This is a genomic window from Micromonospora sp. D93 (genome assembly GCF_018070365.1).
Classification (GTDB): domain Bacteria; phylum Actinomycetota; class Actinomycetes; order Mycobacteriales; family Micromonosporaceae; genus Micromonospora; species Micromonospora ureilytica.
In genome coordinates this window covers 81,993-99,736 of the sequence record NZ_JAGPXW010000001.1, presented here as the reverse complement: position 1 = coordinate 99,736, position 17,744 = coordinate 81,993, and the positions used below count along the sequence as shown (strand labels likewise).

At 73.0% G+C, this 17,744-nt stretch carries 16 protein-coding genes and 1 riboswitch; of the genes, 6 read left to right on the top strand and 10 right to left on the bottom strand.

Features of this window, described 5'->3' with window-relative positions; genetic code table 11:
* Positions 1-59: 59 nt before the first annotated feature.
* A complete protein-coding gene (locus KBX71_RS00435) occupies positions 60-623 on the bottom strand; it encodes a hypothetical protein (RefSeq protein ID WP_210815852.1) in 564 nt (187 codons plus the stop codon).
* Positions 624-808: 185 nt separating this feature from the next.
* On the opposite strand from KBX71_RS00435, the gene KBX71_RS34460 reads away from it, so the two are divergent.
* Positions 809-1,051, top strand: a complete 243-nt coding sequence (locus tag KBX71_RS34460; protein WP_030489441.1) for a CPCC family cysteine-rich protein — start codon at positions 809-811, stop codon at positions 1,049-1,051.
* Positions 1,052-1,084: 33 nt separating this feature from the next.
* Here the strand turns inward: KBX71_RS34460 and KBX71_RS00425 are convergent, their stop codons facing one another.
* Positions 1,085-2,344 (bottom strand): hypothetical protein, encoded by a 1,260-nt coding sequence (locus tag KBX71_RS00425; protein ID WP_210815850.1) that lies wholly within the window; start codon positions 2,342-2,344, stop codon positions 1,085-1,087.
* 109 nt (positions 2,345-2,453) lie between these two features.
* On the opposite strand from KBX71_RS00425, the gene KBX71_RS00420 reads away from it, so the two are divergent.
* Together KBX71_RS00420 and KBX71_RS00415 are read left to right on the top strand one after the other, a co-directional pair.
* Complete coding sequence (locus tag KBX71_RS00420) at positions 2,454-3,263, top strand: Fpg/Nei family DNA glycosylase (RefSeq protein WP_210815849.1); 810 nt, start codon at positions 2,454-2,456, stop codon at positions 3,261-3,263.
* Positions 3,264-3,427: 164 nt separating this feature from the next.
* Positions 3,428-7,045 (top strand): hypothetical protein, encoded by a 3,618-nt coding sequence (locus KBX71_RS00415; protein WP_210815846.1) that lies wholly within the window; start codon positions 3,428-3,430, stop codon positions 7,043-7,045.
* Positions 7,046-7,106: 61 nt separating this feature from the next.
* On the opposite strand, the gene KBX71_RS00410 is transcribed toward KBX71_RS00415, so the two are convergent.
* The 7 genes from KBX71_RS00410 to KBX71_RS00380 form a co-directional block, all read right to left on the bottom strand.
* A complete protein-coding gene (locus tag KBX71_RS00410) occupies positions 7,107-7,892 on the bottom strand; it encodes a hypothetical protein (RefSeq protein WP_210815845.1) in 786 nt (261 codons plus the stop codon).
* 22 nt (positions 7,893-7,914) lie between these two features.
* A complete protein-coding gene (locus tag KBX71_RS00405; RefSeq protein WP_210815844.1) occupies positions 7,915-8,790 on the bottom strand; it encodes a PspA/IM30 family protein in 876 nt (291 codons plus the stop codon).
* Between the two features lie 198 nt (positions 8,791-8,988).
* A complete protein-coding gene (locus KBX71_RS00400) occupies positions 8,989-9,423 on the bottom strand; it encodes a helix-turn-helix domain-containing protein (RefSeq protein WP_210815840.1) in 435 nt (144 codons plus the stop codon).
* 296 nt (positions 9,424-9,719) lie between these two features.
* Entirely contained in the window at positions 9,720-10,229 is a 510-nt protein-coding gene (locus KBX71_RS00395; RefSeq protein WP_210815838.1) for a CinA family protein, read from the bottom strand.
* Positions 10,230-10,502: 273 nt separating this feature from the next.
* Positions 10,503-11,093: a CDP-diacylglycerol--glycerol-3-phosphate 3-phosphatidyltransferase gene (pgsA, locus tag KBX71_RS00390; protein WP_124816781.1), complete on the bottom strand. Its 591-nt coding sequence runs from the start codon at positions 11,091-11,093 to the stop codon at positions 10,503-10,505.
* A gap of 77 nt (positions 11,094-11,170) precedes the next feature.
* Entirely contained in the window at positions 11,171-12,679 is a 1,509-nt protein-coding gene (rimO, locus tag KBX71_RS00385) for a 30S ribosomal protein S12 methylthiotransferase RimO (protein WP_210815836.1), read from the bottom strand.
* A gap of 80 nt (positions 12,680-12,759) precedes the next feature.
* The gene (locus tag KBX71_RS00380) at positions 12,760-13,683 is read right to left on the bottom strand and encodes an ornithine cyclodeaminase family protein (RefSeq protein ID WP_210815834.1); all 924 of its coding nucleotides are present in this window, start codon (positions 13,681-13,683) and stop codon (positions 12,760-12,762) included.
* Between the two features lie 92 nt (positions 13,684-13,775).
* Positions 13,776-13,846, top strand: a riboswitch (guanidine-III (ykkC-III) riboswitch).
* Between the two features lie 61 nt (positions 13,847-13,907).
* Here KBX71_RS00380 and KBX71_RS00375 point away from each other — a divergent pair.
* Together KBX71_RS00375 and KBX71_RS00370 are read left to right on the top strand one after the other, a co-directional pair.
* Positions 13,908-14,222, top strand: a complete 315-nt coding sequence (locus tag KBX71_RS00375) for a multidrug efflux SMR transporter (protein WP_210815833.1) — start codon at positions 13,908-13,910, stop codon at positions 14,220-14,222.
* An 82-nt stretch (positions 14,223-14,304) separates the two neighbouring features.
* Positions 14,305-14,550, top strand: a complete 246-nt coding sequence (locus tag KBX71_RS00370) for a hypothetical protein (protein ID WP_124816788.1) — start codon at positions 14,305-14,307, stop codon at positions 14,548-14,550.
* A 66-nt stretch (positions 14,551-14,616) separates the two neighbouring features.
* On the opposite strand, the gene KBX71_RS00365 is transcribed toward KBX71_RS00370, so the two are convergent.
* Positions 14,617-17,076: a DNA translocase FtsK gene (locus tag KBX71_RS00365; RefSeq protein ID WP_210815831.1), complete on the bottom strand. Its 2,460-nt coding sequence runs from the start codon at positions 17,074-17,076 to the stop codon at positions 14,617-14,619.
* 113 nt (positions 17,077-17,189) lie between these two features.
* Between KBX71_RS00365 and KBX71_RS00360 the strand changes: the two genes are divergently transcribed.
* The gene (locus KBX71_RS00360) at positions 17,190-17,669 is read left to right on the top strand and encodes a YbjN domain-containing protein (RefSeq protein ID WP_210815829.1); all 480 of its coding nucleotides are present in this window, start codon (positions 17,190-17,192) and stop codon (positions 17,667-17,669) included.
* Positions 17,670-17,744 lie beyond the last annotated feature (75 nt).

The window sequence follows — 17,744 nt, the reverse complement described above, 5'->3', positions numbered from 1 at the left end:
CACGATGACTCACGGACATCACAGTCACGAGAACGACATGCTTCGGCTGTGCCGGCGTCTCAGCGTAGGCCGTTGAGCACCTTCTCGTAGCGCGGGCGGTCGGCGGCCGGGGTCTTCGCCTCCAGGTAGTTCAGCACCACCGCGCCACGCTGGTACGACTGGCCGGCCCAGGTCTCGGCGATGTCGCTGGCGCTGGTCTCGTCCGGGAAGACGTAGACCGTGACGGCGTCGGTGGCCATCAGCTCGGAGCAGCCCAGGCCGAGGCCGTCCGGCCCGCAGTCGACCGCACGGTCCTTCGGGTGCGACACCTTCAGGCCGGCGGCCCGGAACGCCTCGACGATCTGCTTCGCCCCGGGCGCAGTGGCCGGACGCTTGGGCAGCACCACCGGCGGCGGGCTGGCCGGACGCCGCTGTGTCGTGCCCTGTGCGGCGGCGGGCGGCGAGGTGGCGGCGTCGACACCGGGCGAGGGCGAGGCCGGGGGCGTCGGCAGGTCGGTCGGGGCCGCCTCGGACGAGACGGACGGGGTCGCGTTCGGGCTGCGGTCGTCGTCACTGCCACAACCGGCCGTCAGGACGACGGCGACCAGCAGGATTCCGAGCGCGGGGAGGTTCCGAGTTGTCACCAGGGCAGTCTGCCCAACGCCATCCGGCGGCGGGAGGGGCCGGTCGGCCACTGCGCTGTCCCGTATCCGCCAGTACACCGCGTTCCACTGGCCTGCGGGCATGTCGGTCGCGGACCTCCTCGCGGCGGCCCCGGGGGACCTCCTGCGGGTATCGGGCTAATGTTCGACTGTGGAATGCTTCTCCGGTGGGTGAGCATGTGGTTCCTGTGGGCTGTCCCTGTTGTGCGTCACGGACCGGCGGGGGGACCTGCCCCGTCTGTTTCTGGACCGACGACGGCCAGACCGACGCCGACGCGGACGCCGTCCGGGGTGGCCCCAACGGCGACCTGAGCCTCTCGCACGCCCGTCTCAACTACGCCGTCTACGGTGCCAGCCACCCGCGCTACCAGGACATGGTGCGCACGGCTCGCCCCGACGAGCGCCCCTGACTCCGAGGCGACGCCCGACGGGGCGAGCGTGGCTCAGCAGACCGGCACGCTGCCGCCGTACACGCCGGAGATGTACGCGTGGCTGACGTACTGGCCGCTGGCCAGGCGGTTCCAGCGGGTGGTGGTGCGGTAGGGGCCGACGACCGACTGGCCGGCGACGTAGCACTGGATCGGCACGTGGGCCAGCCGGGCGGCCAGGCCACGGCTGGCGTACGCCGTGCTGGCCCCGGTGCGGATGTTGAGCGGCCCGTCGCCGACCACGCCGCGCGGCCCGCCGCCGGTCCACAGATAGGCGACGTCCACCCAGGCGTTGGTGGTCAGCCGCAGCCCGTCCCAGAACGTGCCGTCGGCCAGGTCGATGCCGGCCGGGTTGAGCACGGTCCGCCCGAACTGGTCCCGGCCGCCGTTGTAGCCGGACTGGTAGGCGGCCTGCGCCTCGGGCCGGCCCTGTGGCAGGTTCTTCCAGTTCTCCCGGACCGATGAGGGGTTCCAGTAGTCGTCACGGGTGTTCCACGGCCCGACGTCCCAGACCGGGGCGTACTCGCAGCGGGAGCCGCTCGTGGTGCAGACCCGCACGGTGTAGTCGCCGGTGTTGAGTGGGGAGAGACCCCGCCGCGACGGCAGCGCCGCGAAGTGGTCCCGGGGTTGCACGGTACGGCCGTTGGCGGTCAGCTCACCGACCAGTCCGATGCGGGTGGCGTACACCCGGTAGGTGCGGCCGGGTGTGGCTGCGGACACGGCGGCGTTCGCGTCGGCGGTGAGCTGCACGCCGCGTACCGTCGCCGTGGCGCCGCCTTCGGGAGCGGTGAGCACCACCCGGGTCTGCACCCGGGTGACGGGCCGGTCGAAGACCGCGCCGGTGGTGGCCGCCCGCCACTCCGTCCAACCGGCGGCCCGCCAACCGCGGACCTGCGCCTCCACTGTCGCCCCGGTCGGGACGGCGGCGCTGATCTCGGCGCGGACCCGGGTGGCCGGCCGGGCGAGGGTGCGGGGAGCGGTCAGCAGCATTCCCTCGGCGACCGCGCTGTGCGGGCTGCGGGCGCCGCGCCCGGGAGGCCGGGCCTCCCGCAGTCGTAGGCCGGCGGCGGTGCGCCGGACGTTGACGTCGTCGCGATCGACGATGCTGAGGTCGGCGCTCCACCGTTCGTCGCCGGGTGCGGCGGCCACGAGGGTGATCGGGGCACCGGTGGGTGCGGCCGGGACGGTACCGGCGGGCAGGAGCGCCGCGGTGAGCAGAAGGGTGAGGGTGGCGATGAGGGCGACGGATGGGATACGACAACGCGGTCGCGTCATGGGCATTCTCCTCAGAACCCCCTGACCTTCGCATGTCGGGAGATCATGAGGAACCTCAGTACAAATAGCGACACATGCGAATCTTGCTCGAAAGAGGGAGGATGGCAGGGTGCCCGAAGGCGACACCGTCTGGAACACCGCGCGCGTGCTGCACCGCGCGCTGGCCGGCGCGCGGATCACCGGCAGCGACTTCCGGGTGCCGCAGCTGGCGACCACGGACCTCACCGACTGGACCGTCCGCGAGTCGGGCAGCCGGGGCAAACACCTGCTGCTGCGGCTCACCGCTCCCACCGAGGAACACTGGACCCTGCACTCCCACCTGCGGATGGACGGCGCCTGGCGGGCGTACGCCCCGGGGGAACGCTGGACCGGCCGACCCGCGCACCTGATCCGGGTGGTCCTGCGCACTCCCGGCGCGGTGGCGGTCGGCTACCACCTGCACGACCTGACCCTGGTGCCGACCGCCGAGGAGGACCAACTGGTCGGCCACCTCGGCCCCGACCTGCTCGGCCCGGACTGGGACCCGGCCGAGGCGGTCCGGCGGCTCGCCGACCACAGCGAGCAGGCCATCGGCGAGGCGCTGCTCGACCAACGCAACCTGGCCGGTGTGGGCAACCTCTACAAATGTGAGGTGCTGTTCCTGCGCGGCGTGTCACCGTGGACCCCGGTCGGCGGGGTGCCCGACCTGCCGGGCCTGGTGGCCCTCGCACAGCGGCTGCTCGCCGCCAACCGCGGTCGGTGGACGCAGAGCAGCACCGGCTCGCTGCACCGGGGGCAGACCAGCTACGTGTACGGCCGCCGCGCCCAGCCCTGCCGCCGCTGCGGCACCGCAATCCGCAAGGAGGAGCTGGGCGAGCGGGTCACCTACTGGTGCCCGGTCTGCCAGCCCGAGCGTCCGGTTCCGCCGTCATCCGGCTGACCAGGCCCGCGCCAAACGAGACCCATCGCAGAAACGGACGATTGGGTAATTCCTAACCGGCCGCCGGAGTCGCATGCTGCGGTTGAGCGCTCACCGACCGTCAGCAGAGTGCCGAGGTCCCCACGCCGGGGTGGCGGACCTCGCGCCCCGAACCGGGGAGAGTCATGGCGATGTTCCGCAGACTCCGCTCCACCTTCTTCGAGCGGACCACCCGCGACACCGACGCCCGCGCCAACGGGCGGACGGCGTCCGTGCCGGCCGCGCGTGCCGCCGAGGAGGCAGGTGCGACGCCGAGCCTGGACCCGGCCGTCGTACCCCGCTACTTCGGCCCCGTGCCGAACTTCGCCCACAGTCCTCGCCCGAGGCGAGACCGCGACGGGCAGGTGGCAGCCGGGACCGGTCTGCGCAAGTTCGTCGACCCGCTGCCCCTCCCCGGCCAACAGGGCCACGGCGATCTCGGCAGCCACCTGCCGGTGGCAGCACCGGACACCATCAGCTACCCGGGCTGCGACTACTACGAGATCGGCCTCCAGGAGTACGCCCAGCGGCTGCACCGGGACCTGCCGGCCACCCGCCTGCGCGGCTACCGGCAGCTCAACCTGGGCACCGACCCGGCCGGACACAACACTGTGGCGCCTCCGGAGCGACAGTGGCACCTCGGGCCGATGATCCTCGCCCGTCGGGGTCGACCGGTCCGGGTGAAGTTCATCAACCAGCTCCCCACCGGTCGGGCCGGTGAGCTGTTCCTGCCTGTCGACGACACGATCGAGGGCGCAGCCCTCGGCCCACTGGACGGGCCGGCGCCCTACCCGCAGAACCGGGCAGTGCTGCACCTGGCCGGGGCGCAGACCGGCTGGACCAGCGCGGGCAACCCGGGGCAGTGGATCACCCCGGCCGGGGAGATCACCCCGTACCCCACCGGGCCCGGCCTGGCCCACGTGCCGGACATGCCGGCACCCGGCGCCGGGGCCACCACGCTCTACTTCCCGAACGAGCAGAGCGGCCGGCTGCTGTGGTTGCACGACAACACCCTCGGCCTCGCCCGGCTCACCGTCTACGGTGGACAGCTCGCGCTCTACCTGCTCACCGACCCGGCCGAGGACCAGCTCGTCGCCGACACGGTGCTGCCGGCCGACCAGGTGCCCCTGGTGATCGAGGACAAGACGTTCGTCCCGGACGACACCCAACTCGCCGCCGAGGACCCGACCTGGGACCGGGAACGCTGGGGCGCCCGGGGAAGCCTCTGGCACCCGCACGTCTACCAACCCCGGCAGAACCCGCACCGGTCCGGCGGACGCAACCCGACCGGCCGGTGGGACTACGGCCCCTGGTCCCGCAACTCCGCACCCGACGACGCCCGCGCCGACGGTTGGGTGCCGAACCCGTACCACGACCCGGTCGACGCACCGGACGAGCCGCCGCTCAACCCCGGCGTACCGCACCCGTCGGCGGTCCCCGAGGCGTACGGCGACACCCCGCTCGTCAACGGCGTCGCCTATCCGTACCTGGAGGTGCGACCACGCGCGTACCGGTTCCGGATCCTCAACGCCTGCCTGGACCGCAGCCTCAACCTCCAGCTCTACCGCGCCCGCTCCGACGCGCCGATGTGGACGGCCGACGGCGCGCTCGCCGACGCCGACGCCGGTGAGGTGCCGATGGTGCCCGCCGCGCGGGCGGCGGACCGTCCGGCGGTGTGGCCGATCGACGGACGCGACGGCGGTGTGCCGGACCCGCGCGCCGCCGGCCCGGAGTTCATCCAGATCGGCAACGAGGCCGGCCTCCTGCCGGCGCCGGTGGTGCTGCCGAACCGACCGATCGGCTACCGCTACGACCGGCTCGACCCGACAGTGCTGAACGTCGACGGACACACAGTGCTGCTCGCCCCGGGCGAGCGGGCCGACGTGCTCGTCGACTTCTCCGCCGTGCCACCGGGCAGCACGCTGATCCTGTACAACGACGCCCCGGCCCCACTGCCCGGCTTCGACCCTCGCTACGACCAGCACACCGACGCCCCGGACCGCGGCGCCGAGGGTGGCCCGCCCCGGACCGAACCGGGGTACGGCCCGAACACCCGCACCCTGCTCCAGTTCCGGGTCACCGGGACGCCCGCGCCGCCGTACGACCTGAGCCGGCTACGCGAACGGCTACCCCTGGCGTACGCGGCCAGCCAGCGCCCGCCGATCGTCCCGCAGCCGGCGTACGACCCGGCGTTCGGGACCCGGACCGCGGCGCAGACGACGGTGCCGGTGCACGCCACCACTGTGACGTTCACGCCGACGGCCGGCACCGGCCCGGTGACAGTGCCGATCGCGGTCAAGGCCGCACAGCAGATCTTCGAACCGGAGCACGGCCGACTGGCGGGCCGGCTCGGCGTCGGGCACCCGCACGCCGGGCCGCTGAACCCGTCGACGCTGCCGCTCGGTGCGACCGACCCGGTCACCGAGGTGCTCTTCGCCACCGACCCCGCCGTACCGGTGGGCGCACCCAGCGACGGCACCCAGCTCTGGAGGATCAGCGGCAACGTCCGGCAGACCGAGCCGTTGCACATCGGCGGCTGCGACGCGCAGGTGATCAACCGGGTTGGTTGGGACGGCACCCTGCGACCCCCGCACGGCACGGAGCTGGGCTGGAAGGGGATCATCCGGGTCAACCCCCGGGAGGACGTGGTGGTGGCGTTGCGCCCGGTCGCGCCGGCGCTGCCGTTCAAGCTGGGTGACAGCGTCCGGCTGCTCGACCCGTGTCGCCCGGGCGGAGCACGAACCGGATCGACGCCGGTCAGCCCGGCCGACGGGCGACCCGCCACAGTGGTCAACCAACTGGTCAACCTGGGCTGGGAGTACCGCTGGCACAGCCAGCTCGCCGGCCACCGCGACGGCGGGATGACCCGACCGCTGGTGCTGCGGGTGACGCCGAAGGCGCCGACCGGGCTGACCGCCACACCGGTGCCCGGCTCGGCCACCGCGCTACCCGCGATCGCGCTGGCGTGGACCAGCAACGGCGGGCGACCGCCCGCCACCAGCCACCTGCTGCAACGGGCCACCGACGCGACCTTCGGCGGCGACGTCACCACGATCACCGTCGCGGCCGCCGCCACCCGCTACACCGACGCGACAGTCACCCCCGGGGTGACCTACCACTACCGGATCCGGGCGGAGAACGCGGTCAGCTACTCGTCCTGGTCGAACGGCGCGCCCGCCTCGGTGCATCTGGCCGCGCCGAGCGGACTGGTCGCGACGCTCCCGCCGGCCGCCCCGCTGCGCGTGGCGTTGCGCTGGACGAACCGTTCGTTCGCCACCGGCATCGACGTGCAACGGGCCACCAACCCGACGTTCACCAGTGGCCCGGGCACCACGGCGATCCGGGTCGGCGACAACCACCTGGACCCGACCGTCGCACCGGACACCACGTACTACTACCGGGTGCGGACCACCTACCTGGGCGCCGCGTCGGCGTGGTCGACGGTCGCCACGGTGACCTCGCCACCCGCGCCGGGCACCCCCAGCACGGTGAGCGCCAACGCCAGCGCACCGGGGCCGGACACCGCGACGGTGATCCTGGCCTGGGCGGCGAGCACACCCGGCGGCCCGGGTTCCGGATTCACTGTGCAGCGGGCCCTCGACCCGGCCTTCGACCAGGAACTGGCCACCTTCACGGTGACCGGCCGCGGCTTCACCAACAGCGGGCTGGCCCGGGGCGTGACCTACCACTACCGGATCCGGTCGTTCAACGTCGTGGGCACCTCGCCGTACACCGGGCCGGTCCTGGTGACGACACCACCGTGACCGGCCGCGCGGTCTCCGCGCGGATGGGCTGTCGGCGCGTGGCTTCGGCGCGGGACCGCCGTCAGCGGGTCGGCGCGCGCAGCGGGGTGCCGACGGCCCGCAGCTCGGCGAGGGCCCCGGCGACCCCGTGCAGCAGGTCGGTCGCCTCGGTGAGCCGGTCGGCGGCGGGGTGGGCGGTCTCCGGTCGAGCGTCCTCGGCCAGGTAGCCGGCAGCGGCGACCACCAACCGTTCGTACGCCGCCACCCCGCCCTCCAGCTGGGCGGTCAGCGCGGCATGCGCCTCGGCCAGCGGCGGCCGAGCGTCGGCCGGGGCCAGCCGCAGCGCGCGTTCGACGCTGGCCACCCGTGCGGCCAGGTCGCGCAGCGAGCGGTCGGCGGCAGCGGCCTCCAGCACCGCCGGCTCGGCCAGCCCGGTGAGTCGGGGGGCCATCCCGGCCAGGGTGAGCGCCGCCCGGTCCAGTCGGGCCCACTGCTCCCCGGCGCTGGTGCCACGCAGCGCGATCCGGGAACGGACCCGGCGCACCTCGGCCAGCACGCCCGGGCCGACCGGCAGCCGCTCGACGGCGGCGATCAACCGGGCCCGCGACCGGGCCGCCGCCTCGGCCGGGTCGAGCGCGGGAGGCGCCGGCTGGGCGGCCAGGGCACGCACGTCGATCCACCGCCAGGCGGCGAGCGCCACCGCACTGCCCGCGGCGCCGGCCCAGGCCGCGTCGGGCAGACCAAGGCCGGCGTACGGAGTCAGCACCGCCGCCGCGCCGCAGAGCCCACCGGCCAGCACACTCCACCGTCGGGCCGACCGCCGAAGCCGACCCAGCCTCCGGAAGTACCGTGTCCGCTCGTCTGCCACAGTGACTCCTCGGTCCGGTCGTTCAGCCGGCGGCGGTCGGGTCGCCGGTGCCCCGCTCGCGAGCCATGCTGGCGCGCAGCTCGTCCAGTCGGGCGGCGGCCGTCGGGTCGTTGGCCGGGCCGGTCTTCTCGGCCTGCGGCACGGCCGGACGCTGGGCAGCACCGCCGCCGAGCTGCTCCCCCGCCATGCTGGACCGGATCTGCTCCAACCGGGCAGAGCCGGCCGAGTCGATAGTGGCCTTCTGAATTTCCAACATACGGCCCTCGACGGAGTTGCCGGCCAGTTCGGCGCGACCCATCGCGTTGGCGTACCGCCGCTCGATGCGGTCGCGCACCTCGTCCAACGACGGGGTGTTGGTGGGCGCGGTCAGCGACGACATCGACTCCAGCGAGCGGGCCACCGTCTCCTGCATCTTGGCCTGCTCCAGCTGGCTGAGCAGCTTGGTGCGCTCGGCGAGCTTCTGTTGGAGGATCATCGAGTTGTTCTCGACCGCTCGGCGGGCCTGGGCGGCGGCACCCAACGCCTGGTCGTGCAGGGTCTTCAGGTCCTCGGTGGCCTGCTCGGCGGAGACGAGCTGGCTGGCCAGCGTCTGCGCGGACTGCTCGAACCGCGCCGCCTCGGCCTCGTCGCCCTTGGCCCGGGCCTGATCGGACAGCACCAGGGCCTGCCGGGCGTTGCCCTGCAACCGCTCGACCTCGGACATCTGCCGGGACAGCTTCATCTCCAGCTGACGCTGGTTGCCGATCACCGCGGCCGCCTGCTGAACCAGCGCCTGGTGCTGCCGCTGGGCATCCTCGATGGCCTGCTGGATCTGCACCTTGGGATCGGCATGCTCGTCGATCTTCGCACCGAAGAGCGCCATCAGGTAGTTCCAACCCTTGACGAACGGGTTCGCCATCTCCGTGGTATCCCCTCAGTAGCGTCGCTCCACCACGGCCGGGCCGGCTGAACCGACCGACCGTGACCGGCCGGCCTCCATCGTCCCAGCCGAACGCCAACGAGGCATCCGTACCGGGCGGTCGACAGCACCGGCGGCTCCTGCGAGCAACCCTACGCGGCCGGGGCCAGCCCGCCCATGGTCAACCCGACGGGCGACTCAGGCGGCGCAGACCACGTCCCGGTCGCGCTCGGTCGGGCGGACGCGGGTGCTGCGCAGCGTGGCCTTGAACGGCGAGTCCTGACGGACCGACACGGCGACCTTGCCGTCGGAGGTGACCTGACGGACACCCCGGTTGGTGCTCTTGGCTGCGGCGTCGGCCGGCTCGTCCTGCATCGAGACGAGCACCCCGGGCATCTGCTCAGCGAGCGCCACGGTGTCGCTCACCTCTAGCAGCAACTCGGACAGGCGGGCCCCGAGGGCGTCACAGATCGCGGCGAGCAGCTCGCTCGACGGCTCCTTGTGCCCCCGCTCGATCTCGGAGAGGTAGCCGAGGCTGACGTTGGCGGCGGTGGAGACCTCACGCAGCGTGCGCTGCTGCCCCTGCCGGCGCGCTCGCAGTGCGTCACCGATCACCCGGCGTAGCAGGATCATCGCACCTCCCCCTGAGGGATACCTCGCGCCCGGCGCCGGGCAGCCGGTCGCGGCGGGCCGCGCCGACCCCGAACGTCGGAGCCTTCCCGCAACCGTACCCGTTGCGAGCCCGGGCGACATCCCGCCCCGCCCGTCGGTTCGTCGGGACGGGCCTCCCGGGCGCGCCGCCGCCCGTTTCCGCCCCGTTCCGGACGGCCCCGGCCACACTTCCGGCCTCGGGTCCCGGCCGCCACCCCCGGCCCCTTCCCTGGTCCCGGCCACCGTAGTCCCGGCCTGCGTGCTTCTGGCCTTGGCGTTCACGGTGTCGCGGCAACCAGTCGCTCGGCGAGCAGCCGCAGCGCCTCGACCACCGCCGCCGCGCGGACGTGGTCACGCCCGCCGCCCAGGTCGAGCTGGCGGACCTCACCGCCGTTCGGTCCGGCGACCGCGACGTAGACCAGGCCCACGGGCTTCCCGTCCTGCGGCTCGGGGCCGGCGACCCCGGTGGTGGCCAGCCCCCAGTCCGCGCCGCACCGCTGCCGGCCACCCTCGGCGAGCGCCGCTGCCACCTCCGGGTCCACCGGCCCCCGCTCGGACAGCAGATCAGCGGGTACGCCAGCCAGGGTCGCCTTCAACTCGGTGGCGTAGACCACGAGGCCACCCCGGTAGATGCCGCTGACCCCGGCGATGTTCACGATCGAAGCGGCCAGCGACCCGCCGGTGAGCGATTCGACAGTGGCCAGGGTCTCGTGTCGCTCGGCCAGCCGGTGCACGACCCCCGCCGCCGCACTGCCCACCTCAGCACCGTCCACCTCACCACCACTCACGCCAGCACCACCCACCTGTGCGCCATCCACCCCGGCACCGTCCACCCCGTCCACCGCCACCCCGTCCCTCGCCCCTCGCCCTCGCCCCAGCCGCACAAACCAGCCCTTCCCCACCCACCAATCCCCAACCCAACTGCACCCAACCCCCGACCCAATCGCGTTGATCATGAAGTTAGCGTCACGACACGCCGCCCCGGAGGGCAATAACTTCATGATCAACGGGGGCACGGGCCAGGCCGGGAGGCCCGGGAGGGGGTGTGTGGGGGTGGGGAGTTAGCGGGGGCGGCGGAGGCGTAGGGCTTGGGCTATGTAGTCGAAGCCGGTGGCGACCGTGACCAGGACGGCGGCGGCCATGATCCAGGGGCCGACGGTGGCGAGCGCGGCCGGCATCGGCCAGAGGTACCAGGCGATGGCCAGGATCTGGAGCGCCGTCTTGACCTTGCCGCCTCGGCTGGCGGCGATCACGCCGTGCCGGATCACCCAGAACCGCAGCCCGGTGATGCCCAGCTCGCGGACGAGGATCAGCGCGGTCACCCACCAGGGCAGTTGGTCGTACCAGGAGAGCAGCACCAGCGCCGCGCCGGTGAGCGCCTTGTCGGCGATCGGGTCGGCCACCTTGCCGACCGACGTGACCAGCCCGAACCGACGGGCGATCCAGCCATCCACCAGGTCGGTCGCGGAGGCCACCGCGAAGATCAGGCAGGCCGCCATCCGCCAACCGGCGTGGGTCATCCCCGACACGATCACCGAGGCGCCGAAGACCGGAACCAGCACCAGCCGCAGGGCGGTCAGCGCGTTGGCCGCGTTGACGACGGGCACCACGGCCACCACCCGGCCCGGCGTCGACTCCGTCGCCCCGGTCACCGCAGCACTCCGCTCGGGCCGCCGTGGCGTTCCCGGCACCGCACCACCTGGGTCCCCCGCTCCGCTCGGGCCCGCCGTCACCGTGCCGCGCCGGGCGCCGCCGAGATCATCTCATCCGGCACAGCGAGCAGGTCCACCCCTTCGGTGCCGGTCACCGTTGCGCGTACCAGATCACCCGGGCGCAGCGCGGCCAGGTCGACGCCGCCCTCGACCGGGGCGACGAGGGTGGTGGAGCCGTCCACCTCGGGCGCCTGGTGCGCTGCCCGCCCCTCCACCACACCGTCCTCGATCGAGTCGACAAGCACCTCGACGGTCGAGCCGAGCCGGTCCTCGGCCCGCTGGGAGCAGAGCTCGTCGGCGAGGGCGCTGAGCCGGTCGTAGCGCCGCTTGATCGTCGCGGCGGAGACCTTGCCGGGCAGGCCGGCGGCCTCGGTGCCGTCCTCGTCGCTGTAGTCGAACATGCCGATCGCGTCGAGCCGGGCCTCGGTCAGGAACCGGACCAGCTCGTCGACGTCGGCGCGGGTCTCGCCGGGGAAACCGACGATGAAGTTGCTCCGGGCGCCCGCCTCCGGGGCCAGGGCGCGGGCACTGGCCAGCAGCTCCAGGAACCGGTCGGTGGAGCCGAAACGCCGCATCCGGCGCAGCACCGGCTCGCTGGAGTGCTGGAACGACAGGTCGAAGTACGGGGCCACGCCCGGGGTGGTGGCGATCGCCTCGACCAGCCCGGGCCGGGTCTCGGCCGGCTGCAGGTAGCTCGCCCGCACCCGGACGATGCCGGTCACCGCGGCGAGCTGCGGCAGCAGCTTCTCGAGGGCGCGCGGGTCACCCAGGTCCTTGCCGTACGAGGTGGAGTTCTCGCTGACCAGCACCAGCTCGCGTACGCCGGTCTTGGCCAACCACTCCGCCTCGGCGAGCAGCTCGTCCGGCGTACGCGAGACGAAGGCCCCCCGGAAGGCCGGGATGGCGCAGAACGCGCAGCGGCGGTCGCAGCCGCTGGCCAGCTTCAGCGAGGCCACCGGGCCGGTGTCGAGCCGCCGGCGCAGCACCTGGCGCAGGTGTGCCGGGGTGTGCTCGTCGGTGTCGACGACGGTGCGGGTCACGGTGCCGTGGCCGGGCAGCGACACAGTGCTGTCGCGGCGCTGCACCGGGGTCAGCGGCAGCAGCTCGCGCCGGTCACGTGGGGTGTGCGCGGTGATCTGCTCGCCGGCGACGACGGCGTTCAGCCGGGCGGCGATGTCGGGGTAGTCGTCGAAGCTCAGCACCGCCTGGGCCTCGGGGAGGCTGTCGGCCAGCTCCCGGCCGTACCGCTCGGCCATGCAGCCGGCGGCGACCACCTTGGCGCCCGTTCCGGCGGCGGCGAGCAGGGTCTGGATCGAGTCCTGCTTGGCCTTCTCCACGAAACCGCAGGTGTTGACGACCACCACGTCGGCGCCCTCGCCGTCGGTGGTCACCTGCCAGCCGTCGGCGTGCAGGCGGGCGGCCAGCTCCTCCGAGTCGACCTCGTTGCGGGCACAGCCCAGGGTCAGCAGGGCGACGCGACGGCCCTCGGCGTGGTCAGCGGGAGAAGGAGAGGTGGCAGACACCATCCGAGGGTACCGGGCCGGCCGGGTAAGCCCACGCACGCGGGCTGCGGAGACTGTCGACACGGAGGCGAACGTCATTCCGATCAGCGCACCTCGGCGCCAACCCGGGTCAGCGCGTCGAGCAGGAACACCTCGGTGCCGGCCAGGCCGGTGGAGCAGAAGACGGAGATCTGGTCCGCGGTGGTCCGGCCGGGGACCGCGCCGGCCAGGATGCCGCCCAGGTCGCGCAACCCGCCGGCGTACGGGGGTGTGGCCGCGAGCATCGGTGGCTGGTAGTCCGCCGCCTGGGCCGGCGAGTCGGTGACCAGCAGGTCGGCGGTGTCCAGCAGGTCGGTGCCGAACTCGCTGCGGTCGCGCTGCTTGAAGCCGACCGCGTTGACGTGCGTGCCGGGGCTGAGGTCGGCGGCGCGGAGCACCGGGGTGGGGCTGGTGGTCGCCAGCACTACCAGGTCCCGCCCGGCGACGGCCAAGGCCGGGTCGGCCACCGCGCGGGCCGGCACGCCCAGTTCGCCACGGACCCGGGCGGCGAGCGCCTCCCGGCGAGCGGCGGACCGACTGTGCACCACCACCTCGCGCAACGGGCGGACCGCGGCGGCGGCCCAGACCTGGGTCCACGCCTGCCGGCCGGAGCCGATCACCCCGAGGGTGGCGGCGTCGGGACGGGCCAGCGCGTCGACCGCGAGGCCCCCCAACCCTCCGGTACGACGGGAGCCCAGCTCCTCGCCGACGGCGACCGCCCGGACCGCCCCGGTCCGGGCGTCGTGCAGCACCACCAACTGCTCTCCCTGCGGGTGACCGAAGGTGTCGTAGGAGCGGAAGCCGTACCACTCACCGACCAGGTGCCCGGCGGTGAGGACCATCCGCCCGCCGCTCAGCGGAGCGGCTGCCCGGGGCGGCGCGATCAGGCGTCCCTCGTACGCGGCCAGGACCGCGGCGCGCATGGCGTCGACCGTGGTGGCGGCGTCCAGCGCGGCGGCGACCTCGGGGTCGGCGTAGAGCATGGTCATAGTGGCGATACTGCAAGTTGAAGTCAGGTAGAGGTCAACCAGTCGTGGCGATGGTCACCGCCGCGCCGCCGGGGTCGGTGCTAGCGTCGGCACCGGTGGCCGGTTACACGTGGCCGCTCCGGACGAGTGGTGGGCGTACCCGGTCAGGCCAAGACGCCCCGCGTGACGTGCAGACTCGACTCGTCCCGGCGCGGCAGCCCCGGGCGCTTCCGGTGAGGTGAACGATGGCCTGGCTCGTACTCGTGATCTCAGGACTGCTGGAGACGGCCTGGGCGATCGCCCTGGACCGCAGCGCCGGTTTCAGCCGGCTGATCCCGTCCGTGGTGTTCGCGGTGACCCTGCTGCTGAGCATGGCCGGGCTGTCGTACGCGCTGCGGGACATCCCCGTCGGCACCGGCTACGCGGTCTGGGTCGGCATCGGCGCGGTCGGCACCGCACTGGTCGGGATGCTGGCGCTCGGCGAGTCGGCGAGCCTGCCCCGAGTCCTCTGCCTCCTGCTGGTGGTCGCGGGCGTGATCGGGTTGAAGATCTTCCACTGAGGTGCCCCGCCGGCAGGCGTGGCCAGCGCCCACAGTGGGTAGTGATCGATTCGTCACGACAGGCTCTCACCCGGAGGAAGACATGGCCGACATGCCGAGCACCGCCCGTCCCCGCAGCAACGCCGCCCGCATCCTCACCATCGTGGGCTTCGTCTTCGCTGTCCTGGCCCTGCTGCTCAACCCGATCATCTTCGGCGTGCTCGGCGTCATCGCCGGCGTCGTCGGCGCGGTGCTCGGCGACAAGCCGCTGGGCTGGTACGCCGCCGCGGCCAGCGTCGTCGCCGCGATCATCGGTGTGGTGGTCATCGCCGCGCTGATGAACAACTGACCGCTCCGCCGTCGCGGGCCCGCCGGATTCCGGCGGGCCCGTCGTGCGTCCGGGGTCGGCCGCGGGTCAGTCCCCGTCGCCGCGCAGGCCCGCCAGGACGTCTTCCAGCTCGTCCGGCTTGACCAGCACGTCGCGCGCCTTCGACCCCTCGGACGGCCCGACCACGCCCCGGGTCTCCATCAGGTCCATCAGACGGCCCGCCTTGGCGAAACCGACCCGCAGCTTGCGTTGGAGCATCGAGGTCGAGCCGAACTGCGAGGTGACCACCAGCTCCACCGCCTGCACCAACAGGTCCAGGTCGTCGCCGATGTCCTCGTCGGGCTTCTTCTTGGTCTCCTGCGCCGGGGCCAGCACGTCCTTACGGAACTCCGGCTCGCGCTGGTCCTTGCAGAACTTCACCACGTCGGCGATCTCGCGCTCGGTCACCCAGGCGCCCTGGATGCGGACCGGCTTGGAGGCGCCCATCGGCAGGAAGAGCCCGTCACCACGGCCGAGCAGCTTCTCCGCGCCCGGCTGGTCGAGGATGACCCGGGAGTCCGCGAGGGAGGACGTGGCGAACGCCAGCCGGGACGGCACGTTCGCCTTGATCAGACCAGTCACCACGTCGACCGAGGGGCGCTGAGTGGCCAGCACCAGGTGAATGCCGGCGGCCCGGGCCAGCTGGGTGATCCGGACGACCGAGTCCTCCACGTCGCGCGGCGCGACCATCATCAGGTCGGCCAGCTCGTCCACGATCACCAACAGGTACGGGTACGGCCGCATCTCGCGTTCGCTGCCCGGCGGGGCCTTGATCTCGCCGTTGCGAACCTTGCGGTTGAAGTCGTCGATGTGCCGGACGCCGTTGGCGGCGAGGTCGTCGTAGCGCATGTCCATCTCGCGGACCACCCAGTCCAGCGAGTCGGCCGCCTTCTTCGCGTTGGTCACGATCGGGGTGACCAGGTGCGGGATGCCCTCGTAGCCGGTCATCTCGACCCGCTTCGGGTCGATCAGCAGCAGCCGCACCTCGTCCGGGGTGGCACGGGTCAAAACGGAAACAAGAAGAGTGTTCAGGCACGAACTCTTGCCGGCCCCAGTGGCCCCGGCAATGAGAATGTGGGGCATCTTCGCGAGGTTGGCCACCACGTAGCCGCCCTCGATGTCCTTGCCGAGCGCCACGACCATCGGGTGGTGATCGCTGGTCGCCGCCCGCGAACGCAGCACGTCGCCGAGGGCGACGTTCTCCGGGTCGGTGTTCGGGATCTCCACGCCGACGGCGCTCTTGCCCGGGATCGGACTGAGGATCCGCACGTCCGGCGACTTCACCGCGTACGCGATGTTGCGGGACAGCTGGGTGATCCGCTCGACCTTGACGCCGTGCCCCAGCTCCACCTCGTAACGGGTGACGGTCGGGCCACGGGTGAAGCCGGTGACCGCCGCGTCCACATCGAACTGGTCGAACACGCCGGTCAGTGCGGCGATCACCTCGTCGTTGGCCTTGCTGCGAGTCTTCGCGGCGGCCCCGGCACTCAGCATGTTGGCCGGCGGCAGGGTGTAGTCCCCGGACAGCCCGGTCAACGCGAGTTGCTCGGCCCGGGTCGGGGCGGGCGAGTGCTCCGGCGGCTCGGCCTGCGGCTTGCGGCTGGCCGGCACCTTCGCCGGCGACTTGCGCGGCAGCACCATGGTCTCCTGGAGGTCCGCGCCGTCCAGGTCCTCGAAGTCGTCCGGGTCCAGTGGCGCGGGCATCCGCTTCGCCGGTCGCTTGCGCGCCGGCTTGGCGGCCACCTCGTCCGCCTCCTCGTCCGTCTCCGGTGCGCCGACCAGTCCACCTGCGAGCAGGCCCAGCCGCTCCGGGATCTTGTTGATCGGCGTCGCGGTCACCACGAGCAGGCCGAAGAGCAGCAGCAGGATGAGCAGCGGCACCGCCACCCAGGCGGTCACCGCCCGCTCCAGCAGCCCGCCGACGCCCGCGCCGACCAGACCGCCAGCGAAGTCACGCTCCAATGGGTCGGCCGGGTCCTGGCCGATCTGGAGCAGCGCGGCGGTCGACACCAGCAGCGAACCCCAGCCGATCAACCCACGGCCCCGGTGCTCCGGATCCGCCGGCTGACGCATCAGCCGCCACGCCCCGATCATCAACAACACCGGTACGACAACCGAGATCGCGCCCAGGAACAGCCGGATCGTGTCGGCCAGTCGAGCGCCCACCGGCCCCGCTCCGGACAGCCAGAGCGCCACGGCGGAGAGTAGGGCGAGCCCGAACATGAGCAGCCCGGCACCGTCGCGGCGGTGCTCCGGGTCGAGGTCACGGGCCGAGGCGGCCTGCCGGCCGGCAGCGCGCACGGCCCAGCCCATCCCGTGCGCCAGCCCCATCCACAGTGCCCCGACCGCGCGGCCCACGTAGACCGCCGGGCCGGGCCGCGGCGGCGTCGTGCGACGTCGGACCGGCGCCCGGGTGGCCTTCTTCGCCGGTTGACGGGCACGACTGTTGGTGCCACCGCGCGGCGACGCGCCGCGTCGCCGGCTCGCCTGAGAGGTACGGCCCGCCATAGAGTCACGGTAACGGTGGGGCCGGGCAGATCCCCGCTTTTCCGGGTCGTGTCCGCGCGTCGTAACACGAACCCCACCGCCGGTCGTGATATCCGCCTCAGAAGGGATGCCCCATGGCGTCGCCGGAAATCGAGGGCGATCCGGACGATCCGCTGGCCGGGCACCCTGGCGCACTGCGTCCGCTGACCGGCGAACTGGTCGCCGCGGTGCTCGCTGCCCGCGGCCGGTCCGTCGGCCTGACCCTGGACCGCGAGCTGGTGGGCCACTTCGACGACAACATGATCTGGTTCCTCCGCGTCGGCGGCGACGGGGAGCTGCTCCAGATCCGCACCATGGTCGATCCGACCTTCGGCATCGAACGGGTGCCCGACCTGTACGCGTTCTGCAACTCCTGGAACCACGACCGGCTCTGGCCGAAGGCGTTCGTGCACGTCGACGACGACGGTCGGGCCCGGGTGTACGGCGAGGTGATCACCGACCTGGAACGCGGCGTGACCCCACACCAGCTCGACCAACTGCTCGACTGTGGCATCTCCACCGGCTGCCAGCTGGCCGTGGCGGTCCGTCGACTGCCCGGGGCGGTCCCGTCGTGACCGGCCGGGACGAGTTCACCGGCAGCCGCACCGGCACGCCGCCCACCGGCCCCGGTGACCGCCTCGCGCGCGTAC

What these genes read in the sequence shown, in the direction of transcription:
- KBX71_RS00425 (WP_210815850.1), bottom strand. Translation starts at nt 2,344, where the DNA reads ATGACGCGACCGCGTTGTCGTATCCCATCCGTCGCCCTCATCGCCACC.
- KBX71_RS00415 (WP_210815846.1), top strand. Translation starts at nt 3,428, where the DNA reads ATGGCGATGTTCCGCAGACTCCGCTCCACCTTCTTCGAGCGGACCACC.
- KBX71_RS00405 (WP_210815844.1), bottom strand. Translation starts at nt 8,790, where the DNA reads ATGGCGAACCCGTTCGTCAAGGGTTGGAACTACCTGATGGCGCTCTTC.
- KBX71_RS00400 (WP_210815840.1), bottom strand. Translation starts at nt 9,423, where the DNA reads ATGATCCTGCTACGCCGGGTGATCGGTGACGCACTGCGAGCGCGCCGG.
- rimO (WP_210815836.1), bottom strand. Translation starts at nt 12,679, where the DNA reads ATGGTGTCTGCCACCTCTCCTTCTCCCGCTGACCACGCCGAGGGCCGT.
- KBX71_RS00380 (WP_210815834.1), bottom strand. Translation starts at nt 13,683, where the DNA reads ATGACCATGCTCTACGCCGACCCCGAGGTCGCCGCCGCGCTGGACGCC.
- KBX71_RS00375 (WP_210815833.1), top strand. Translation starts at nt 13,908, where the DNA reads ATGGCCTGGCTCGTACTCGTGATCTCAGGACTGCTGGAGACGGCCTGG.
- KBX71_RS00370 (WP_124816788.1), top strand. Translation starts at nt 14,305, where the DNA reads ATGGCCGACATGCCGAGCACCGCCCGTCCCCGCAGCAACGCCGCCCGC.
- KBX71_RS00365 (WP_210815831.1), bottom strand. Translation starts at nt 17,076, where the DNA reads ATGGCGGGCCGTACCTCTCAGGCGAGCCGGCGACGCGGCGCGTCGCCG.
- KBX71_RS00360 (WP_210815829.1), top strand. Translation starts at nt 17,190, where the DNA reads ATGGCGTCGCCGGAAATCGAGGGCGATCCGGACGATCCGCTGGCCGGG.